We start from the raw sequence: 18591 nt of genomic DNA, 5'->3' as shown, positions 1-18591 counted from the left end.
TTTTTACAAATAAAAAAAAGAAGATAAAGAATAATTCTTTATCTTCTTCACTCATAACAAAAAGGTTCTAATGAACCCTTCTGCTATTTATTACTTAAATAATCTTTAACTATTTGACTTACAAGCTTACCATCAGCCTTCCCTAAAGTTTTAGGTCTTACTAATGCCATTACTTTTCCCATGTCTTTCATGCAATTTGCACCCGCTTCTTCTGCTGAGTCTTTGACTATTTGTAATATTTCTTGTTTGCTTAATTGCTGAGGAAGGTAATTTAGCAAGATTTTAATTTCTTCATTATTTGAATCAACTAGATCCTGTCTATTACCTTTTTCAAATTCAAGCATAGCTTCTCTTCTCTGCTTGACTTCTCTTGCAAGTATTTCAATTGCCTTAGCATCATCTACTGTAATACCTTCAGTTTTTTCAACTTGTAGTATAGCAGCTTTTGCTGTGCTTAAAACACTTGACTTAAACTTGTCTTTTGCTTTTAAAGCATTTTTCCAATCATCTTGAAGTCTGACTTTTATTTCTGGCATCTATTTCATACCTTCTTTCAAAAGAAATCCTATTTGAACTTTCTCTTTCTAGCAGCTTCTGATTTCTTTTTCTTTTTTACACTTGGTTTTTCGTAGTGTTCTCTTTTTCTTACTTCAGTAAGAACTCCAGCTCTTGCGCATTTTCTCTTAAATCTTCTTAATGCACTTTCAAGAGTTTCGTTTTCTCCAACTTTTATTTCTGACATTCATTATCCCTCCCTCCGCTAGCTTAAATTAATAAATTTCAACTCAGCTACGGGCTTAATAACACACGCTAAATTATACAACAGTTATATACCCTCTGTCAACAATAAGATTAAACTTATTTTTTATAAGAGTAAACTTATCATTTTAACCCGGTGGCCACTTTAAATTTCTGCCACCTAAGACATGAAAATGTAAGTGATTAACTGTTTGCCCTCCATCAACTCCGCAGTTATTGACAATTCTATAACCACCTTCTCCAATGTTGAGCTCACTAGTTATCTTATTTATAATTTCAAATATATGTGATATATATTTGGAATTTTCACTATTTATAAAATTAGCACTTTCAATGTGCTTTTTAGGTACAATTAAGAAGTGAACTGGTGCTTCTGGACTTATGTCATGAAAAGCATAAACTAAATCATCTTCATATATCTTTTTTGATGGTATTTCACCATTTATTATTTTACAAAATATACAATCCACAATTTTCACCTCCTTAATTTTTTCTACTTATCTATTCTACCACGTTTCCTATACAATAGTCACCCTTATCTTCTAAAATTTTAACATTTATTATTTTTCCTACATTTTCTAAAGAGCATCCATTAATATGAACCTTAACATAATTTCTTGTATAACCTTCAAAAATGCCTGGCATCCCTTTAACTTCTCTCTCTATTAAAACATCCATATCTCTTCCTACAAGAGACTTACTGAACATCCCTTCATTATAGTCATTTAATTCAATAAGTTTTTTACTTCTCTCTTCTTTGATATTTCCATCTACTTGATTTTCCATATCATAAGCCTTTGTTCCTGTTCTTGGACTAAATTTAAATACATGAGTCTTTGTTAATTTATTTCTCTTTAAAAATTCATATGTTGTGTTGAACTCTTCCTCAGTTTCTCCTGGAAAACCAACTATAACATCTGTAGTTATAGAAATATCTTTAATATTTTCTCTAAGAATATTAACTATTTCTTCATATTCATCAGCTGTATATCTTCTATTCATTCTTTTTAAAGTTTCTGTACATCCACTTTGAAGAGATAAATGGAATTGAGGACAAAGTTTTTTCATATTCTTTATTTTCCCAACTACTTCTGGTGTAAAGAATGCTGGTTCAATTGAACCTATTCTTACTCTTTCTATTCCATCAACCTTTTCAATCTCCTCTAATAAAGAGATTAAATCTACATTTCCTTCTAAATCTAATCCATAAGATGCAGTATGTATCCCAGACAAGATTATTTCCTTAAATCCATGTTCTGCAAGCTTTTTAATTTCATCTAATACTACTTTAAAGTCCTTTGAACATACCGCACCTCTAGTATATGGAATTAAGCAATACGTACAGAATCTATTACATCCATCTTGAATTTTTAAAAAGGCTCTAGTTTTATCTCTGTAGTCTTCAATTTTTAAGTTTTCGAATTTTTTATTTTTTAAAACTCCGCCAACTTCAATTTGAGGCTTTTTCTCATCTCTAGCCTTATTTACATAATAAACTACATCACCTTTATTTCTTGTTCCTAGAACAACATCCACACCTTCTATATCAGATACTTCTTTTGGTGCGATTTGAGAATAACATCCTACAGCTGCAACTATTGCATCTTCATTCTGTCTTCTCGCTCTTCCTATTATCTGTCTTGATTTTTTATCTCCCATGTTTGTCACTGAGCATGTATTTATAACATACACATCAGCCTTTTCATTAAAGTCTACAACTTCATATCCTTCTCTTATAAATTTTTCAGTCATAGCTTCTGACTCGTATACGTTAACTCTACATCCTAGTGTTGCAAATGCTACTTTCATTTAAATTCCTCCTAAATCACCAAACTCATATTGAATTAGTGAAGTAGCTGTAAATCCTGCTGTCTCAGTTCTTAATATTCTACTTCCTAATGTTATTATTTTCGCATTATTTTTTTCTAGTGTTTCTATTTCACTTTCTTCAAAGCCACCTTCAGGTCCAATTACTATACCTATAGTTTTTATAGAATCTTTATCTTTAATTTCTGATACTAATTTTTTCACACCAAAATTATCCTTATTTTCATAAGGAACTACTATTAAGTCATAATTTTTAATACCTTTAATTAATTCTTCAAATTCTATAGGTTCCATCACTTTAGGTATAATACTTCTCTTACTTTGTTTTGCAGCTTCTAAAGCAATTCTATTTAATCTATCTAGTTTCTTAAATTCGCCTTTTAGTTTAATGTCAACTCTTTTTGTTAATACAGGTATAAACTCCTTTATTCCAAGTTCCGTTCCTTTTTGCACTATTAAATCCATCTTTTGCGCTTTAGGAAGACCTTGAAAAAGAGTTATTTCCACTCCACTTTCATTATCAATATCAAGTTTTTCTATTATTTCTAATTCTACTTCTGTTTTTGTTATATTTGTTATATTTGCTAAAAACTCATTTCCATTACAATCATTTAGCTTAACTATTTCGCCTTCATTTAATCTAAGGACTTTATATATATGCTTTACATCATCACCAAGAATTCTTGCACTTGAATCTACAATAAGGTCTGGCGAAGTAAAAAATTTATGCATACAATTTCCCTCCCTATTTTAATTTAGCAACTATACAGTTCCATTCACCATCTTTATTGATTTCAGTAACTATAAATCCAGCTTCTTCTAATTTTGATGTAACCATATCTACTCTTTCATGAATTATTCCTGATGTGATAAATAACCCATCTTCTTTTAATACTCTTTTTACATCATCTACTAATATACATATTATTTCTGCAAGGATATTTGCAACTACAATATCAGCTTTTCCTTCTATAACTTCTACTAAGTTACCATAAACAATTTCTATATTATCTAAATTGTTATATCCAACATTTTCTTTAGCTGATTCTACTGCAACAGGATCTAAATCTACTCCTACTGCTTTTTTAGCTCCTAGTTTAGCAGCTCCTATTGCTAATATTCCTGAACCACATCCAACATCAAAAACAACACTATCTTTTTTCACATATTTATCTAATGCTTTAAGACACATACTTGTAGTTTCATGATCTCCAGTTCCAAAAGCCATTCCTGGATCTAACTCTATAATAAGTTCATCATTTTTAGCTGTATATTCTTCCCATATAGGTTTTACAACTAATTTATCACTTATTTTTGAAGGTTTATAATATTTCTTCCAGTTATTTGCCCAATCTTCTTCTTGAGTCTTAGACATTTCAACTGTTCCAGCTCCAACATCTATTCCAAACTCTTTTATTTCTTCTACTTTTTCTTTTACATAAGCTAATATTTCGTCTAAATTGTCTTCTTCTGCAAAATATCCTTTAACTACAGCAAATTCACCTTTATGTTCTAATACATTTATATCTGCAAAATCCCATGTTAAAGGACCTTGTTCTCTACCTAATATGTCATTTGGATCTTCAATTGATACCCCTTTACAATCTAAGCCATAAAATATACCTGAAATTGGCTCAATTGCCTCGCTAGTTGTCTTTATTTTTATCTCAGTCCATGTTCCTTCCATGAATGCTTCATTCCTTTCATCTATGTAATTATACTAATACTTTATTTTACACTTATGCGCCCTTTCTGTCTAGCTTCTCTTATTAAAGAATAAACAAATTCATATTTTTCTATACATTAAAAAAGGTAGTTATTTCTAACTACCTTTTTTTGCTATCTTGAAAAGAAGCCTTTCTTTTTATGTGCTTCTTTATCTACTTCTTCTCCTGTAGCTTCCATAAATGCTTTTAAAGCTTCTTTAGCTTTGTCATTTAACCCTTTAGGGATATCAACTACAATTTTTACATATTGATCTCCACGTCCACTACCTTGAACTTTAGCTATACCTTTTCCTTTTAATCTAAATACAGTTCCTGATTGTGTTCCTTCTGGAATAGTATATTTAACATTTCCATCTATAGTTTCAACAGTTATTTCTGTACCAAGAGCAGCTTTAGCCATACTTATATGTGTCTCTATATGAACATCTGCACCTTTTCTAGTAAAGACTTTTGATGGAGTTACCATGATTTTTACATATAAATCACCTGCTGGTCCTCCATTAACACCATGTTCACCTTGACCTCTAAGTGGCATTACATTTCCTGTAGCTACACCTGCTGGAATATTTACTTTTATTTTTCTATTTTTTCTTACTCTTCCTTTTCCTTTACAATCTGGACATGGTTCTTCTACAACTTTTCCTGTTCCATTACACTTATCACATTCAGATTGAGTAACAAAACTTCCAAGTGGAGTTTGTCTTTGAACTCTTACTTGACCTGTTCCATTACAATTTGGACAAGTTTTTGGACTTGTTCCTGCTTTTGCTCCTGAACCACTACATGTATCACAGTTTTCTGTTCTTGTTACAGAAATTTCTTTTTCTACACCTCTTATAGCTTCTTCAAAAGTCAATCTTATTGTATATTCAAGATCTGCTCCTCTTCTTGGACCATTTCTTCTAGCATTTGATGATCCGCCACCACCAAAGCCACCACCAAAGAAACTATCAAAAATATCTCCCATATCAAAGCCACCGAAGCCGCCTCCACCGAAGCCACCTCCGCCAAATCCTGAACTTCCATCAAAATCAGCTGTTCCAAATTGATCATATCTAGATTTCTTTTCTGGATCTGAAAGTACTTGATATGCCTCATTTATCTCTTGGAATTTTTGTTGTGCTTCATCATTACCTTGATTTTTATCTGGATGATATTTGATAGCTAGCTTTCTAAATGCCTTTTTAATATCTGCATCAGATGCACCTTTTTCTACACCTAATACTTCATAATAATCTCTATCTGCCATTTTATTATTCCACCACCAAATTTATTTTTTAAATTTAACAAAAGGGAAGACGACTTTTTGCCTTCCCTTTAGTATTATATAAGATTACTCATCTTAGTTACAAGAATTATTTATCGTCTTCTACTTTAAAGTCAGCATCTACAACATTATCATCTTGAGGAGCGCTTTGTCCTGCACCACCCATATTGTTTGGATCAAATCCTTCAGCCCCTGGTTGACCTTCAGCTCCTGGTTGACCATATAATTTTGATGATACAGCATAGAATTCTTGAGTTAATTCTTCAGTTGCTTTTTTGATAACTTCTAAATCTTCTCCATCTTTAACTGCTTTTAATTCATTTAATTTAGCATCAATCTTAGCTTTATCATCAGCTGAAACTTTATCTCCAAGTTCAGTTAAAGTTTTTTCTGTTTGATAAACAAGTTGTTCTGCATTATTTTTAACTTCTATTCCTTCTTTTCTTTTCTTATCTTCTTCAGCAAATTTTTCTGCTTCTTTTACTGCTGCATCTATATCTGCATCTGAAAGATTAGTTGAAGCTGTAATTGTAACGTTAGCTTCTTTTCCTGTTCCTTTATCCATTGCTGAAACTTTAACTATACCGTTAGCATCAATGTCAAAAGTTACTTCGATTTGAGGAATTCCTCTTGGAGCTGGTGCAATTCCTGAAAGAGTAAATCTTCCTAAAGTTTTGTTATCAGCAGCCATTTGTCTTTCACCTTGAACTATGTGAATTTCAACTGAAGTTTGACCATCTGCAGCAGTTGAGAATACTTGACTCTTCTTAGCTGGGATAGTTGTATTTCTTTCGATTAATGGAGTAGCTACTCCACCTAAAGTTTCAATTCCTAATGTTAATGGTGTAACATCTAATAATAATACATCTTTAACTTCTCCTGTAAGTACACCTGCTTGAACTGCAGCTCCTATAGCAACACATTCATCTGGGTTAACTCCTTTTGAAGGTTCTTGTCCTGTAAAGTTTTTAACAGCTTCTTGAACAGCTGGAATTCTTGTTGATCCACCAACTAAGATTATTTTATCAATTTCTTTTAATGAAATACCAGCATCATTTATTGCTTTTTTCATTGGTTCTATTGATCTTTGAACTAAATCATGAGTTAATTCATTGAATTTAGCTCTTGTTAAGTTTAAGTCAATATGTTTTGGTCCTGTTGCATCAGCTGTGATAAATGGTAAGTTGATGTTTGTTTGAGTTGATGATGATAATTCTATTTTAGCTTTTTCTGCTGCTTCTTTTAATCTTTGAAGAGCCATTTTATCATTTCTTAAATCAATTCCATTTTCAGCTTTAAATGTATCAGCTATGAAGTCCATAACTTTATTATCAAAGTCGTCTCCACCTAATTTTGTATCTCCATTAGTTGATAATACTTCAAATACTCCATCTCCAAGTTCTAAGATAGATACGTCAAAAGTACCTCCACCTAAGTCATAAACTAAAACTTTTTCATCTTTATCAGTTTTATCTAAACCATAAGCTAATGATGCAGCTGTTGGTTCGTTTATTATTCTTAATACTTCTAATCCTGCTATTCTACCAGCATCTTTAGTTGCTTGTCTTTCAGCATCATTAAAGTAAGCTGGAACAGTAATAACTGCTTGAGTTACTGTTTCTCCTAAATAACTTTCAGCATCAGCTTTTAATTTTTGAAGTACCATTGCTGATATTTCTTGTGGTGTGTAATCTCTGTCATCTATTTTTACTTTATAATCAGTTCCCATATGTCTTTTAATTGAGATTATAGTTTTATCTGGGTTTGTAATTGCTTGTCTTTTAGCAACTTGCCCTACTAATCTTTCACCGTTTGCTTGGAAAGATACTACTGATGGAGTAGTTCTAGCTCCTTCTGAGTTTGTTATAACTACTGGTTCTCCACCTTCCATAACTGCAACACATGAGTTTGTTGTTCCTAAGTCAATTCCTATAATTTTTGCCATAATATATTCCTCCTTAAAAGTAACTTTCTACTTTATAATCCATTTTTATTTTTATTTTTAATTAGCTGTTTTAACCATTGAATGTCTTATAACTTTATCGCCTTTTTTATAACCCTTCATGAAAACTTCTGCAACTACATTAGCTCCAAGTTCAGGATCTTCAACATGCATTATTGCATTATGATAGTTAGGATCAAATCCATTTTCTGTATCAATTTCTGATACTCCTAATTTTTCAAAAGAATTTTTGAATCCTTTTAAAGTCATTTCAACACCTTGTTTTAAAGCTTCTAGATCACCTTCTGATGATATAGCTCTTTCTATATTATCAATATTAGGTACTATTTCCTTTAATACATCTACATATGCATCTGCATATATACCTTCTTTTTCTTTAGCAGTTCTTTTTCTATAGTTATCATACTCTGCTGTTATTCTTAGAAGTCTTTCTTTTAAAGCTTCATTTTCATTAGCTAATTTTTTATTTTCATCTTTATATTTCTTTACTAATGAAATTTCATCTTCAGTAGTTTCTTCTTCTATTTGTTCTTCTGTGTTTTCTACTTCTTCATCTTCAGTAGTTTCTTCTACAGTTTCTTCTACTGAATCTTTTTCTAACTTATCTTTTTCTTTACTCATCTACGTATTAACACCTCTTTTTTTATTTATCTAAATCCCCTCTTAAGGTTTTATTTAATTCCTTCATAACTTGTGCCATTATAGCTACAACTTTTGAATAATTTATTCGCCTTGGTCCTATAAGTCCTATTGTTCCTTTAGCACCATCACCTAAAGAATATTCAGCAGATATTATACTGCATTCTTTAGCTTCGGGGATGAAATTCTCTTCACCAATTTTTATAGTGATATCTTTTTGTGGTTCTATGAGTTCAAGTACACATTCCTTATCGTGAAGAAGTGAAAGAATTTCTTTTACTTTTTGAACATCATTATATTCAGGATAATTGAATATATTTGTTGTTCCTTCCATAAACACTTCCTTTGAATCTTCTTCTTTCAGGCATGTATAAAGAGTTGGTAGAATAGCATTAAATAGTTCTTCATGACCTTCTAAATCATTTTTCAAGTTATTTATTACTTCTAAATTTATTTCATCAATAGTTAAATCTTTTAACCTTTGATTTAATAATTTATTTAGAGAGTTAATATCTTCACTTAAAGGCATCTTTTTAATTTTAATTAAATGATTTTTAATCATTTCACTATTTGTAATGACTACAAAAAGTAAATTATCCATATCAACTTTCATTAATTGTATAGCTTTTACTCTACACATATTCATTGATGGAGTTTTTACAACACAGGTTAAATTGGTTAATTCTGAAAGCAATGTGCTTGCATTTTTAACTATCTTACTAACCTCTAGCATTGCAGAATCAATTACATACTCTTTTATTCTAAGTTCTTCCTCTTTACTTAAAATTGAATTTCCCATCATACTGTCTACATACATTCTATAACCTTTGCTTGATGGTATTCTTCCAGCAGATGTATGAGGTTGTTCTAATAACCCCAGCTCTTCTAAGTCAGCCATTTCATTTCTGATAGTGGCAGGTCCAACTCCTAAGTCGTATTTTTTAGCGATTGTTCTTGAGCCAACAGGTTCTCCTGTATTAATGTAATCATTGATAATAGCTTGAAGTATTTTTATTTTTCTATCATCAATAATCATAACATCACCTCTTTTGTTAGCACTCATTAAGCTCGAGTGCTAATGACTATATTTAAAATATATTCTTTTCTATAATTTTTGTCAATAATCTTATTGCTTCTTTTAGCTTTTTAATTTAATTTATTCTTTATTTACTCTTTTTTTCTATGTTTTTCTCTTATTTTCTCTATTCAACAAAATCACTTAAAACATAATTTGATACTTCTATGCCTTCTTTAGTTAACTTTATCTTGTCCTTAGTTTCTACAAGTAACCCCTTTTTTATGTTAGAAATAATTTCTTCTTTATATAGTTCATTTATTTTTTTACAAAACTTTTCTTCAAACTCATTTTTATCTATTCCCTCATTCATTCTTAATCCCAAGAATATAAATTCCTCAATAGATTCTCTTTCACTATTATCTATAATTTCATCAATATAATTTCCTTTATGTAATACTCCCTCTATATATGATTTTACATTTGAAATATTTTTAATTCTCTTATTATCTAAAAATGAACTTGCAGAAGATCCCGCCCCTAGGTATTCTTTCAACTTCCAATACCCTATATTATGAAAACATTCTTTTCCTTCTTTTGCATAATTAGAAAATTCATATTGTTTATACCCAAAGCTTTCTAATAAGTCTTTTCCCATATTATACATTTCTCTTTCAACTTCTTCTGTTGGAAGATTTAATAAATCTTTTTCATATAATTTATAAAATGCTGTTCTTTCTTCTATTATTAAACTATAAAATGAAATATGTTCTGGATTTAACTTAATTATTCTTTTAAGAGTTTCTTCTAAATCCGCTAAAGTTTGATTAGGTAATCCAAACATTAAATCTATATTTATATTATCAAATCCAACTTCTCTTGCTAATTTAAAGTTTTCTTCAAATGCTTCAAATGTATGAATTCTTCCTATTTCTTTTAGCAAACTGTTATTTGTTGTTTGTAATCCAAAACTTATTCTATTTATTCCACCATTTTTCATTATCATTAATTTTTCTCTAGTAACTGTCCCTGGATTACATTCTATTGTTTTTTCTGCACCTTCTTTAAAATCTATCTTCTTTATTATATTAAATAGAATTTCTAGTTCTTCGTTCTCTAAATAACTCGGTGTTCCTCCACCAATAAAAAGCGACGAAAACTCTCCTTCTACTCTTTCTTCACATTCTTTTTCTAAAGCCTTTAAGTAATCTGTTCTTAAATCATCTATTTGTGAAAATGATGGGAAATCGCAATAAAAACATTTTTGCTTACAAAAAGGAATATGTACATATAACAATTTATCTTTTTCCATAAAAACTCCTCTACTCTTTCTATTATTTTTTAAGTATGATCTTATATTTTCAAACTTATCTTATCCATAAGTCTATCATAAAAACACTTTAAATTTAGTATTTATATCTTAATTTATTTTTTTAATTTTCCTTACTAAAAACCCTTTATTTTTATTTCTTTATTTTCAATTTTATATTTAAGCAAAAAAAAATCATTGTATAAACAATGATTTTTCATATTAAAATAGCTTTTCAGCTTCACTTTCTAAATTAATTTCTTTTCCTTCAGTTTTTATAATTGGAACATTGTGTTTAACTTTAAATTTATAGAAGAAGTTCGCAAATGCTATTTTATTTACTCTTGTAAGTCCTAATTCTGATGCTACCTTATCTAAGTAATCTATTTCTTTTTCTTCATAATTCCCATCAACTAAAGCTAATCCTAATAATTCAAAATAAATTATTTTCTTTTTTCTATCTGTTGATTTAGTCAAAACAAACATTATTTCGTTATAACTTAACTTTGAGAATCCATCTTCCTTTATTTCTAATTCTTTTAGATATTCTTTGATTAATTTCTTTTCATTTTTTGCTAGTTTCTTATCGATTTCTGCTAATTTATATATTAAATTTGCAAAAGCTCTCTTTTCATCATTATTTAGTTCTTTTAAAAACATTTTCGTATCCTCTCTTTCTTAGTTCCTTAATTTTATTCTATCATAGAAATTTTAAGATTTGTGAAAATTCTATACTTTGTCAACATTTGTCTTCTTTTTGTAACTTTTAGAATCAAAAAAAATAGAGCCTAAAATTTTAGGCTCTAATTTATTTAATCTACTTTCAATATAGACATGAATGCTTCTTGTGGAACTTCTACTGTTCCCACTTGTCTCATTCTCTTCTTTCCTTCTTTTTGCTTTTCTAAAAGCTTTCTTTTTCTTGAAATATCTCCACCATAACATTTTGCTAATACGTCTTTTCTCATAGCTTTAACTGTTTCTCTTGCTATGATTTTTGATCCAACAGCAGCCTGAATTGGTACTTCAAACATTTGTCTTGGAATTATTTCTTTAAGTTTTTCTGTAATTCCTCTACCTTTATGATAACTTCTTTCTTCTGGTACAATCATTGAAAGTGCATCAACAACATCTCCATTTAAAAGAATATCAAGTTTTACAAGGTTAGCTCTTACATACCCTTTAAATTCATAATCTAAAGATGCATACCCTCTAGTTTTTGATTTTAAAGTATCAAAGAAATCATATACTATTTCATTTAACGGAATTTCATAGTTTATTACAGCTCTAGTCTCTTCCATATATGTCATATCAATATATGTTCCTCTTCTTTCTTGACAGAACTCCATAACTGATCCTACGTATTCTGTAGGTGTTATTATAGACGCCTTTACTATAGGCTCTTCCATATAATCAATTTCTGTCATTGGAGGTAAGTTAGTTGGATTTGTAATATCTAATTCTTCTCCATTTGTTTTCTTTATTTTATATATAACTGATGGTGCCGTAGTAATAATATCAAGATTAAATTCTCTTTCAATTCTTTCTTGAATTATTTCCATATGAAGAAGTCCTAAGAATCCACATCTAAATCCGAATCCTAATGCTACTGATGTTTCTGGTTCAAAGTTTAAGGCAGCATCATTTATTTGTAGTTTTTCTAATGCTTCTTTAAGTTCTTCATATTTTGCTCCATCTACTGGATATATTCCTGAGTATACCATTGGTATTGCTGGTTTATATCCTGGTAGTGCTTTTTCAGTTTCTCTACCTTTTTCAGTAATTGTATCCCCAACTCTAGCATCTTTTACATTTTTTATAGATGCAGTAATATATCCAACATCTCCTGCTCTTAATTCGTTTATTGGATATAATCCTGGTGTAAATACTCCAACTTCTGTTACGTCATACACCTTGTCAGTTGCCATAAATTTAATTTTAGTTCCTGGCTTAACTACTCCATCATTAACTCTTACATAAGATACAACACCTTTATAAGTGTCATAATAAGAATCGAATACTAAAGCTTTAAGTGGTGCTTCCTCATCTCCTGATGGTGCTGGTATATCTCTAATTACAGCTTCTAAAACATCTTCTACATTCAGTCCTGTTTTAGCTGATATCATAGGTGCTTCTTCTGCAACTATTCCTATAACATCTTCAATTTCTGTTTTTACTTCCTCTGGTCTTGCAGATGGAAGATCTACTTTGTTTATAACTGGAGTTATTTCTAAATCATTATCTAAAGCTAAATAGCAGTTAGCTAATGTTTGAGCTTGAATACCTTGTGTTGCATCAACTACTAATACAGCACCTTCACAAGCTGCTAAACTTCTTGAAACTTCGTATGTAAAATCTACATGCCCTGGAGTGTCTATAAGGTTTAAAGTATATTCTTCTCCATTTTTTCTTCTGTATATAAGTCTAGCTGCTTGAGATTTAATAGTTATTCCTCTTTCTCTTTCAATCTCCATATTATCTAAAACTTGTTCTTCCATTTCTCTTTTTGTAAGTGTTCCTGTTATTTCTAATAGCCTATCTGCTAGGGTTGACTTACCGTGGTCTATATGCGCTACAATGGAAAAATTTCTTATAAATTTTTGTCTATCATTTTTCATATATATATAAAACTGCCCTTCTTTTATGTATTAAGCAGTCTCTTTCACCCCCATTTATAAAATCAAGCTAAATTATAACATAATTTAGCTCTAATGTGTGAGTATTTTGTTAAACTCTCGAAACTGCTCTATTAAATTTTTATAAATTTATTCTATCCTGTAATAGTTTCTATTATACTATTAAATCTATCTCCTATAGCTTCTATCAATTTAGAGCTATTCTTTAATTTTAAATTTACTTCTCCAAACTTTATCAAGATACCATCTTCCTCTTCATAGGTTTTAACTGCTACTTTATCTTGAATAAACCTTTCAAAATCTTTTCCAAATTCTTCACTAACCATTTGGAAATTTTCATCTGCCGATACTCCAAGTGGTGATAATGCACTTGTATTTTCTTTATTTATATTTAATAGTGCTACAGTCATTACTAAAACTAAAGCACAAAAATATATACTTACTAGAACTTTTTTCTTTTTCATAAATCAATCCTCCTAAAGCGAGTTCTCTCTTTAGAAGGATTGACATCTGTTTCTATTTATATACACCACTATTTTTCTTTTAAATATTCTGCTATTACTCTTGCTATATATTCACCTGATTTTTGTGCTTCCTTAGTTGTACTTATATTTGCTCCTACCTCAATTATTACAGAATTTTTTGCTACTTGTTGAGCTAATCCATATATTCCCGTATTATACGTCCATGGCTCATTTTGTCTATTAAGTCCTGGATATAATTTATTTGTTATTTTTATTAACTCTCTTGCCATCTTATCATTTTGTGCAAAGTATGGAGAGCTTTTACTATTAACAAACATTATCTTAGCTGCATCTTCACCATTTACTTTTGCATAAAATGGTTTTTTATTAGTACTCTTTGTTCCATCTCTATGAAGATCTATTACCATATCAAAGTTATTTCCATATTTCTCAACATATCTTTTATAAGTTTCTTGTGTTCTCTTGTACGCATCATTATACGAAACATCATGAACTGTTTTATCAAATATAATATCTACACCATACTTTTCTTTTAATTCTTTCTCTATAACTTCAGCAACCCCTACTACACTATGATTTTTGTTAGTAGTAAATTTTCCTCCTGATTCAGCATAGTTTTCTGTCGTATGCGTATTTACTATTAATATTTTAGGTTTTTTAGTTTTTAATGCTTCTTTTAGTTCTTCTTCATATTGACTTTGCTCTTCTTTATCATATTTTGCAACTGAATCATCACCTAATTTAAAATCATCATATCCTGGTACTTCTCCACTATCTGCAATTAAGTTATCACCTAAATAAGGCAATTCTGTTTTTAAAATTTTATATGCATAATCTTCATTAATTCCAATTGCTTCTAAAGCAACAGATTTTAATGAGGTATAACTTTCTGCAAAGTCCTCTTCGTTATATGCTACTTCTTCTACTACTGGTAATCCATAATTTAATAATTGTACATAAGGAAGTGCACCTCTATCAAAACTATTAGTCATAATATAAAAACATCTTCCAAAAAATAATATTAAGATTAGTAATAGTCCCATAACACTTAAATCTATATTTATTCCTCCAAATACCTTCTTTTTTACTATATTAGTTTCTCCACCCAAGTTAATCCCTCCCTATCTCTTTTACAATATATGAGAGAATTAACATAATTATTATAGTTTTTTTCTAATTCATAAAGTTATTTATTTCTTCTATTTCTAAATTTGGCTGTACTCCTATATTTATGCTTTTAGAAATTATTTTTGAAAATCCATCAATAACTAAATCCACTTCTTTAGGTGTAACCATAAGATCTCCTAAATAAGGTTTTAATAAGGATTTTATAAGCTTAGATTTTTCATTCTTATCTATCGTACTTAACATTTTATAAAACTCTCCATCTCTTTCTGACATTTGACTTAACTCTTCTAAAATTAAATCCATACTGTCATTTACAATCGTTGCTGCATCAACTACTGTAGGCACACCTATAGCTATTACTTTAACCCCTAGGCTCTCTTCGTCTATTCTCATTCTTTTATTGTTTACGCCTGCTCCTGGTGATATCCCTGCATCACTTATTTGTATAGTTCTATTTATTCTCTCTATTTTTCTAGATGCTAAAGAATCTACACATATTACAACTGATGGCTTTATTTTTTGTACCAATCCTTTTACAATTTCAACTGTCTCAATTCCAGTTAGTCCAAGTACTCCTGGTGATATCGCACATACTGAATTTATTTCTTCATCAAACTCTTCTGGCATTATTTTTTTTAAGTGTCTTGTTATCATTATTTTTTCCATTACTTTTGGACCTAAAGAATCAGGAGTAACCTTCCAATTTCCAAGTCCCACTACTAAAGCAGTTTTTTCTTCTTCCACTCCTATAAGTTTTCTCAATATCTTTCCACATATAACCGCACTTTCCTCCATTAACTTTGGATCATACACAGTATTTTCTGAAATTTCTACAGTAATATAATTTCCTAATGGCTTTCCTATTTTTATACTTCCCTCTTCATTTACGACTTTTATAGATGTTATCTTCACATTTTCTGTTTCTTTTTCTTCTATAATTATTCCATCCATCTCTTTTTCATTCATTTTTTTATAATTTTCTGTAGCCTCTAAAGCTAGGTCTGTCCTTATGTTAATCATATTTTTCTCTCCTTTTATTATATAGATTTAAGTTTATTTTTCCTCTTTGTTGAAAATTAATACTTGAATATATAAATTTTCAATGCTATAATATGGTTTGTTGAATATAACCTCGACATAATTATATAAATTTATGTCGATACCCTATAAAAACTCGAGGGGGTGAAACGAATGGCAAATATAAAATCAGCAAAGAAAAGAATTAAAGTTACTGAAACTAAAACTTTAAGAAATAGAATGGTTAAATCAGCGTTAAAAACTGCTATAAAGAAGTTTGAAACTGCTGTTGAAGCTAATAATGCTGAAGAAGCTAACACTTTATTTGTAGCTGCTGCTAAATCTTTAGATATGGCTGCTTCTAAAGGAATTCTTCACAAAAACATGGCTGCTAGAAAAAAATCTAGATTAGCTAGTAAATTAAATGCTATGGCATAGTATATAAACCGACCTTTGGTCGGTTATTTACTTTTTCAATCATTTAAAAAATAAAATACCTTACAGTTTATACTGTAAGGTATTTTTTTATTTTTTCAGTAATGCCATATTTAAAATTAATAATTCTAACTCCATCTTTTTATCTCTAGATGTTCTCTTTAATGCTTTTTCCGTCTCTAAACATAATTTCATACTTTCTTTCAATTGATTAAATGAAAACTTTTTACTTTGATTCACTGTTTTCTCAACAACAAAAAGAGGTAGCCTTGTTTGCTTTTGTATAAAATCTATAGATTTTCCTTCTTTTAATAATAATTTATAATCATATAATTTTTTTATTTGATTTTGTATTGATATTAAAATAAGCATATGTTGATCTGATTTAAATAATAATTCATTTACTATTTTTATCCCTTTTTCAGTTTTTTTCTGAGCTACAAAGTCAACTAAATCAAATACATCATCATCATTTTTATTTAAAACATTCTTATCTATATCTGCTTTAGTTATTTCCCTACCATTTGTATAATCAACTAATTTTGCTACTTCCTTTTTTGCTATCTCCATATTCATAGGAAGTTTTTCTGCATAATACTTTAAGTTTACTGTGTTTATATTTCCTCCAAGAGATTTAAATATTCCATCTAACCTTTTATAAAAACTATCTCTTCTTAATTTTTCAACTTGTACTAGGGTAGTTATTTTCTCTAATCCTAAAAAGTTTCTATTTTTCTTTACATTTTCCCTTTTATCATTAAAAACATAATACATTATTAAAACTGTAGTTTCTGGAACATCTTTTAAATATTCCTTCATTTCTTTATAAAATGCTTTTGCTTTTGAATCCATCTTTTCTTTTAAAAATGGGCATCTATATAGTACAACTACCTTTTTATCTCCCATGAAGGGAAATGTTTCACAAGCATTTTGAACTTCTGAAAACTCTACTGTAGCTCCATCAAATTTCGAAAAATTTAAATCATCTTCGCCACTTACATACCTTTTAACTATCTTATCGATACCTTCTTTTATTAATTCCTCATCAGGACCACATATTACATACGAATTTTTCTCTTTTCCGTCTTTTAAATCTTTTAATACATTTTCTAAATTAATCAAATTTATCACCTTAAAATCTATTCTATAACTAATTTTTTATTTTTTAAAATCTTTACTTTCTTTTCTCTTCCTTCTTTAAAATTTATTATATCATATACTGTATCCTTTTTCTCATTTGTCATATTTATATAGTATATTTTATCATCTATATTCAATAAAAAGTCCTTATTATAAGTCTTAATAGTTTTTTCAGAATCTATCTTTAAGTTTTCGCCTCTAAAAATTCTTGCACCCGTTTTATTATATATATCTTCTACATCAATCTTTTTATTGTTAGACATAAATATTTTTTCACCTTTATATTTTAAGAGGATTCCACCTTCTTTTAAATAAGTTATTTGAGGATTTACTCCATATATAGAAATTAACAAGAAAATTCCATAAGGTATTGGCATATATTTTGCAAATTTAATATTTTTTTTATATAAGTAAAAGCACATAATTACAAACAAATAAAAATATGCAACTATTTCTCCCATATAAATTTTTTCAAAACCTATATATTTAATAATCCTACTTAAATTTTCAAATATATTTATAGTATTCATTAATAAAAATATTATAAAATTAAATAGTATAGGTATGTTAATAGTTGAAATTCCTATTATCCCCAAAATTAATATTAGGTTTATTATAGGAATAAGAATAATATTTCCTATAATAAATGCTGTTGAAAAACTCTTAAAATAAATTATTAAAAGTGGAAAAACAAAAATTTGTGCTGATAATGCTATACTTATTGGGCCTCTAGCTAATTTGTTTATTTTATAAAGTTTGTCTTCTATTTTTTCATTAAATAAAATAATTCCAAGCGTAGCTCCATATGATAATTGATATCCTATATCAAATATTCCATATGGTTTATAAAAAAATATTATTATTGCCGAAACTGCTAATGTTCCAATATTATATGGAGTTTTATATGTTTTTTCTCCTAAATAAATAAAGAATAACAAAATAAAGGCTCTCATACTTGAAAAATTCATTCCAGTTATAATTACATAAATAAAGGTTCCTATTATTCCAATATCTTTATTAAAAATTTTTTTGAAAATCAAAAAAATTAATCCTACGTGTAATCCTGAAACACTTACAGCGTGAATAATTCCAAGCTTATTCATTAACTCTTTATCATACTCTTTTAAATTCTCATCCTGACCAAATACAATAGATGCTAATAAATCTCCCCTCTTTTCTCCTAAAGATTCTTTATATACTTCATTTATATTTTCTCTAAAGTTACTTAATATAGTAAATATACT

The 18591-nt window shown here is 28.9% G+C and carries 19 protein-coding genes; 1 reads left to right on the top strand and 18 read right to left on the bottom strand.

Annotation, left to right across the window (positions count from 1 at the left end; translation table 11 throughout):
- Positions 1–83: 83 nt before the first annotated feature.
- The 16 genes from Q0W06_RS10035 to gpr all read right to left on the bottom strand — a co-directional run bounded on the left by Q0W06_RS10035 (position 84) and on the right by gpr (position 15775).
- Positions 84–536, bottom strand: coding sequence for a GatB/YqeY domain-containing protein (locus Q0W06_RS10035; protein ID WP_297634655.1), 453 nt, complete (start codon positions 534–536; stop codon positions 84–86).
- A 29-nt stretch (positions 537–565) separates the two neighbouring features.
- A complete protein-coding gene (rpsU, locus tag Q0W06_RS10030) occupies positions 566–742 on the bottom strand; it encodes a 30S ribosomal protein S21 (RefSeq protein ID WP_002597939.1) in 177 nt (58 codons plus the stop codon).
- 145 nt (positions 743–887) lie between these two features.
- Entirely contained in the window at positions 888–1232 is a 345-nt protein-coding gene (locus Q0W06_RS10025; RefSeq protein ID WP_297634776.1) for a histidine triad nucleotide-binding protein, read from the bottom strand.
- 28 nt (positions 1233–1260) lie between these two features.
- Entirely contained in the window at positions 1261–2568 is a 1308-nt protein-coding gene (gene mtaB / locus Q0W06_RS10020; protein WP_297634649.1) for a tRNA (N(6)-L-threonylcarbamoyladenosine(37)-C(2))-methylthiotransferase MtaB, read from the bottom strand.
- Positions 2569–3318: an RsmE family RNA methyltransferase gene (locus Q0W06_RS10015; RefSeq protein ID WP_297634647.1), complete on the bottom strand. Its 750-nt coding sequence runs from the start codon at positions 3316–3318 to the stop codon at positions 2569–2571. It lies immediately after the preceding gene.
- 13 nt (positions 3319–3331) lie between these two features.
- Positions 3332–4273 carry a 50S ribosomal protein L11 methyltransferase gene (gene prmA, locus Q0W06_RS10010; protein WP_297634644.1) on the bottom strand — a complete coding sequence of 314 codons (942 nt, stop codon included), beginning with the start codon at positions 4271–4273 and terminating at the stop codon, positions 3332–3334.
- Positions 4274–4425: 152 nt separating this feature from the next.
- A complete protein-coding gene (gene dnaJ / locus Q0W06_RS10005) occupies positions 4426–5562 on the bottom strand; it encodes a molecular chaperone DnaJ (protein WP_297634642.1) in 1137 nt (378 codons plus the stop codon).
- Between the two features lie 106 nt (positions 5563–5668).
- Entirely contained in the window at positions 5669–7525 is a 1857-nt protein-coding gene (gene dnaK, locus Q0W06_RS10000; RefSeq protein WP_297634640.1) for a molecular chaperone DnaK, read from the bottom strand.
- Between the two features lie 57 nt (positions 7526–7582).
- On the bottom strand, positions 7583–8164 hold the full coding sequence (grpE, locus tag Q0W06_RS09995; RefSeq protein WP_297634638.1) for a nucleotide exchange factor GrpE: 582 nt from the start codon (positions 8162–8164) through the stop codon (positions 7583–7585).
- Between the two features lie 22 nt (positions 8165–8186).
- Complete coding sequence (hrcA, locus tag Q0W06_RS09990) at positions 8187–9218, bottom strand: heat-inducible transcriptional repressor HrcA (protein ID WP_297634635.1); 1032 nt, start codon at positions 9216–9218, stop codon at positions 8187–8189.
- Positions 9219–9384: 166 nt separating this feature from the next.
- On the bottom strand, positions 9385–10509 hold the full coding sequence (hemW, locus tag Q0W06_RS09985; RefSeq protein WP_297634632.1) for a radical SAM family heme chaperone HemW: 1125 nt from the start codon (positions 10507–10509) through the stop codon (positions 9385–9387).
- A 219-nt stretch (positions 10510–10728) separates the two neighbouring features.
- Positions 10729–11166, bottom strand: coding sequence for a hypothetical protein (locus Q0W06_RS09980; protein WP_297634629.1), 438 nt, complete (start codon positions 11164–11166; stop codon positions 10729–10731).
- Between the two features lie 152 nt (positions 11167–11318).
- Positions 11319–13124: a translation elongation factor 4 gene (gene lepA / locus Q0W06_RS09975; protein WP_297634627.1), complete on the bottom strand. Its 1806-nt coding sequence runs from the start codon at positions 13122–13124 to the stop codon at positions 11319–11321.
- Positions 13125–13276: 152 nt separating this feature from the next.
- Positions 13277–13606, bottom strand: a complete 330-nt coding sequence (locus Q0W06_RS09970) for a hypothetical protein (protein ID WP_297634625.1) — start codon at positions 13604–13606, stop codon at positions 13277–13279.
- 68 nt (positions 13607–13674) lie between these two features.
- Positions 13675–14736 (bottom strand): stage II sporulation protein P, encoded by a 1062-nt coding sequence (gene spoIIP / locus Q0W06_RS09965; RefSeq protein ID WP_297634623.1) that lies wholly within the window; start codon positions 14734–14736, stop codon positions 13675–13677.
- Between the two features lie 64 nt (positions 14737–14800).
- Positions 14801–15775, bottom strand: a complete 975-nt coding sequence (gpr, locus tag Q0W06_RS09960) for a GPR endopeptidase (protein WP_297634621.1) — start codon at positions 15773–15775, stop codon at positions 14801–14803.
- Between the two features lie 171 nt (positions 15776–15946).
- Here gpr and rpsT point away from each other — a divergent pair, with 171 nt between their 5' ends.
- Positions 15947–16210 carry a 30S ribosomal protein S20 gene (gene rpsT / locus Q0W06_RS09955; RefSeq protein WP_297634619.1) on the top strand — a complete coding sequence of 88 codons (264 nt, stop codon included), beginning with the start codon at positions 15947–15949 and terminating at the stop codon, positions 16208–16210.
- 87 nt (positions 16211–16297) lie between these two features.
- Here rpsT and holA read toward each other — a convergent pair whose 3' ends face one another.
- Both holA and Q0W06_RS09945 read right to left on the bottom strand, forming a co-directional pair.
- Positions 16298–17338 carry a DNA polymerase III subunit delta gene (gene holA / locus Q0W06_RS09950; protein ID WP_297634618.1) on the bottom strand — a complete coding sequence of 347 codons (1041 nt, stop codon included), beginning with the start codon at positions 17336–17338 and terminating at the stop codon, positions 16298–16300.
- An 8-nt stretch (positions 17339–17346) separates the two neighbouring features.
- Positions 17347–18591: ComEC/Rec2 family competence protein (locus Q0W06_RS09945; RefSeq protein ID WP_297634616.1), on the bottom strand; the 1245-nt coding region annotated here is incomplete at its 5' end.

It is taken from the genome of uncultured Clostridium sp. (genome assembly GCF_947072515.1).
In the GTDB taxonomy this organism is placed as follows: domain Bacteria; phylum Bacillota; class Clostridia; order Clostridiales; family Clostridiaceae; genus Clostridium.
The sequence above is the reverse complement of the archived record's forward strand: the minus strand, read 5'-3'. Positions and strand labels throughout refer to the sequence as shown.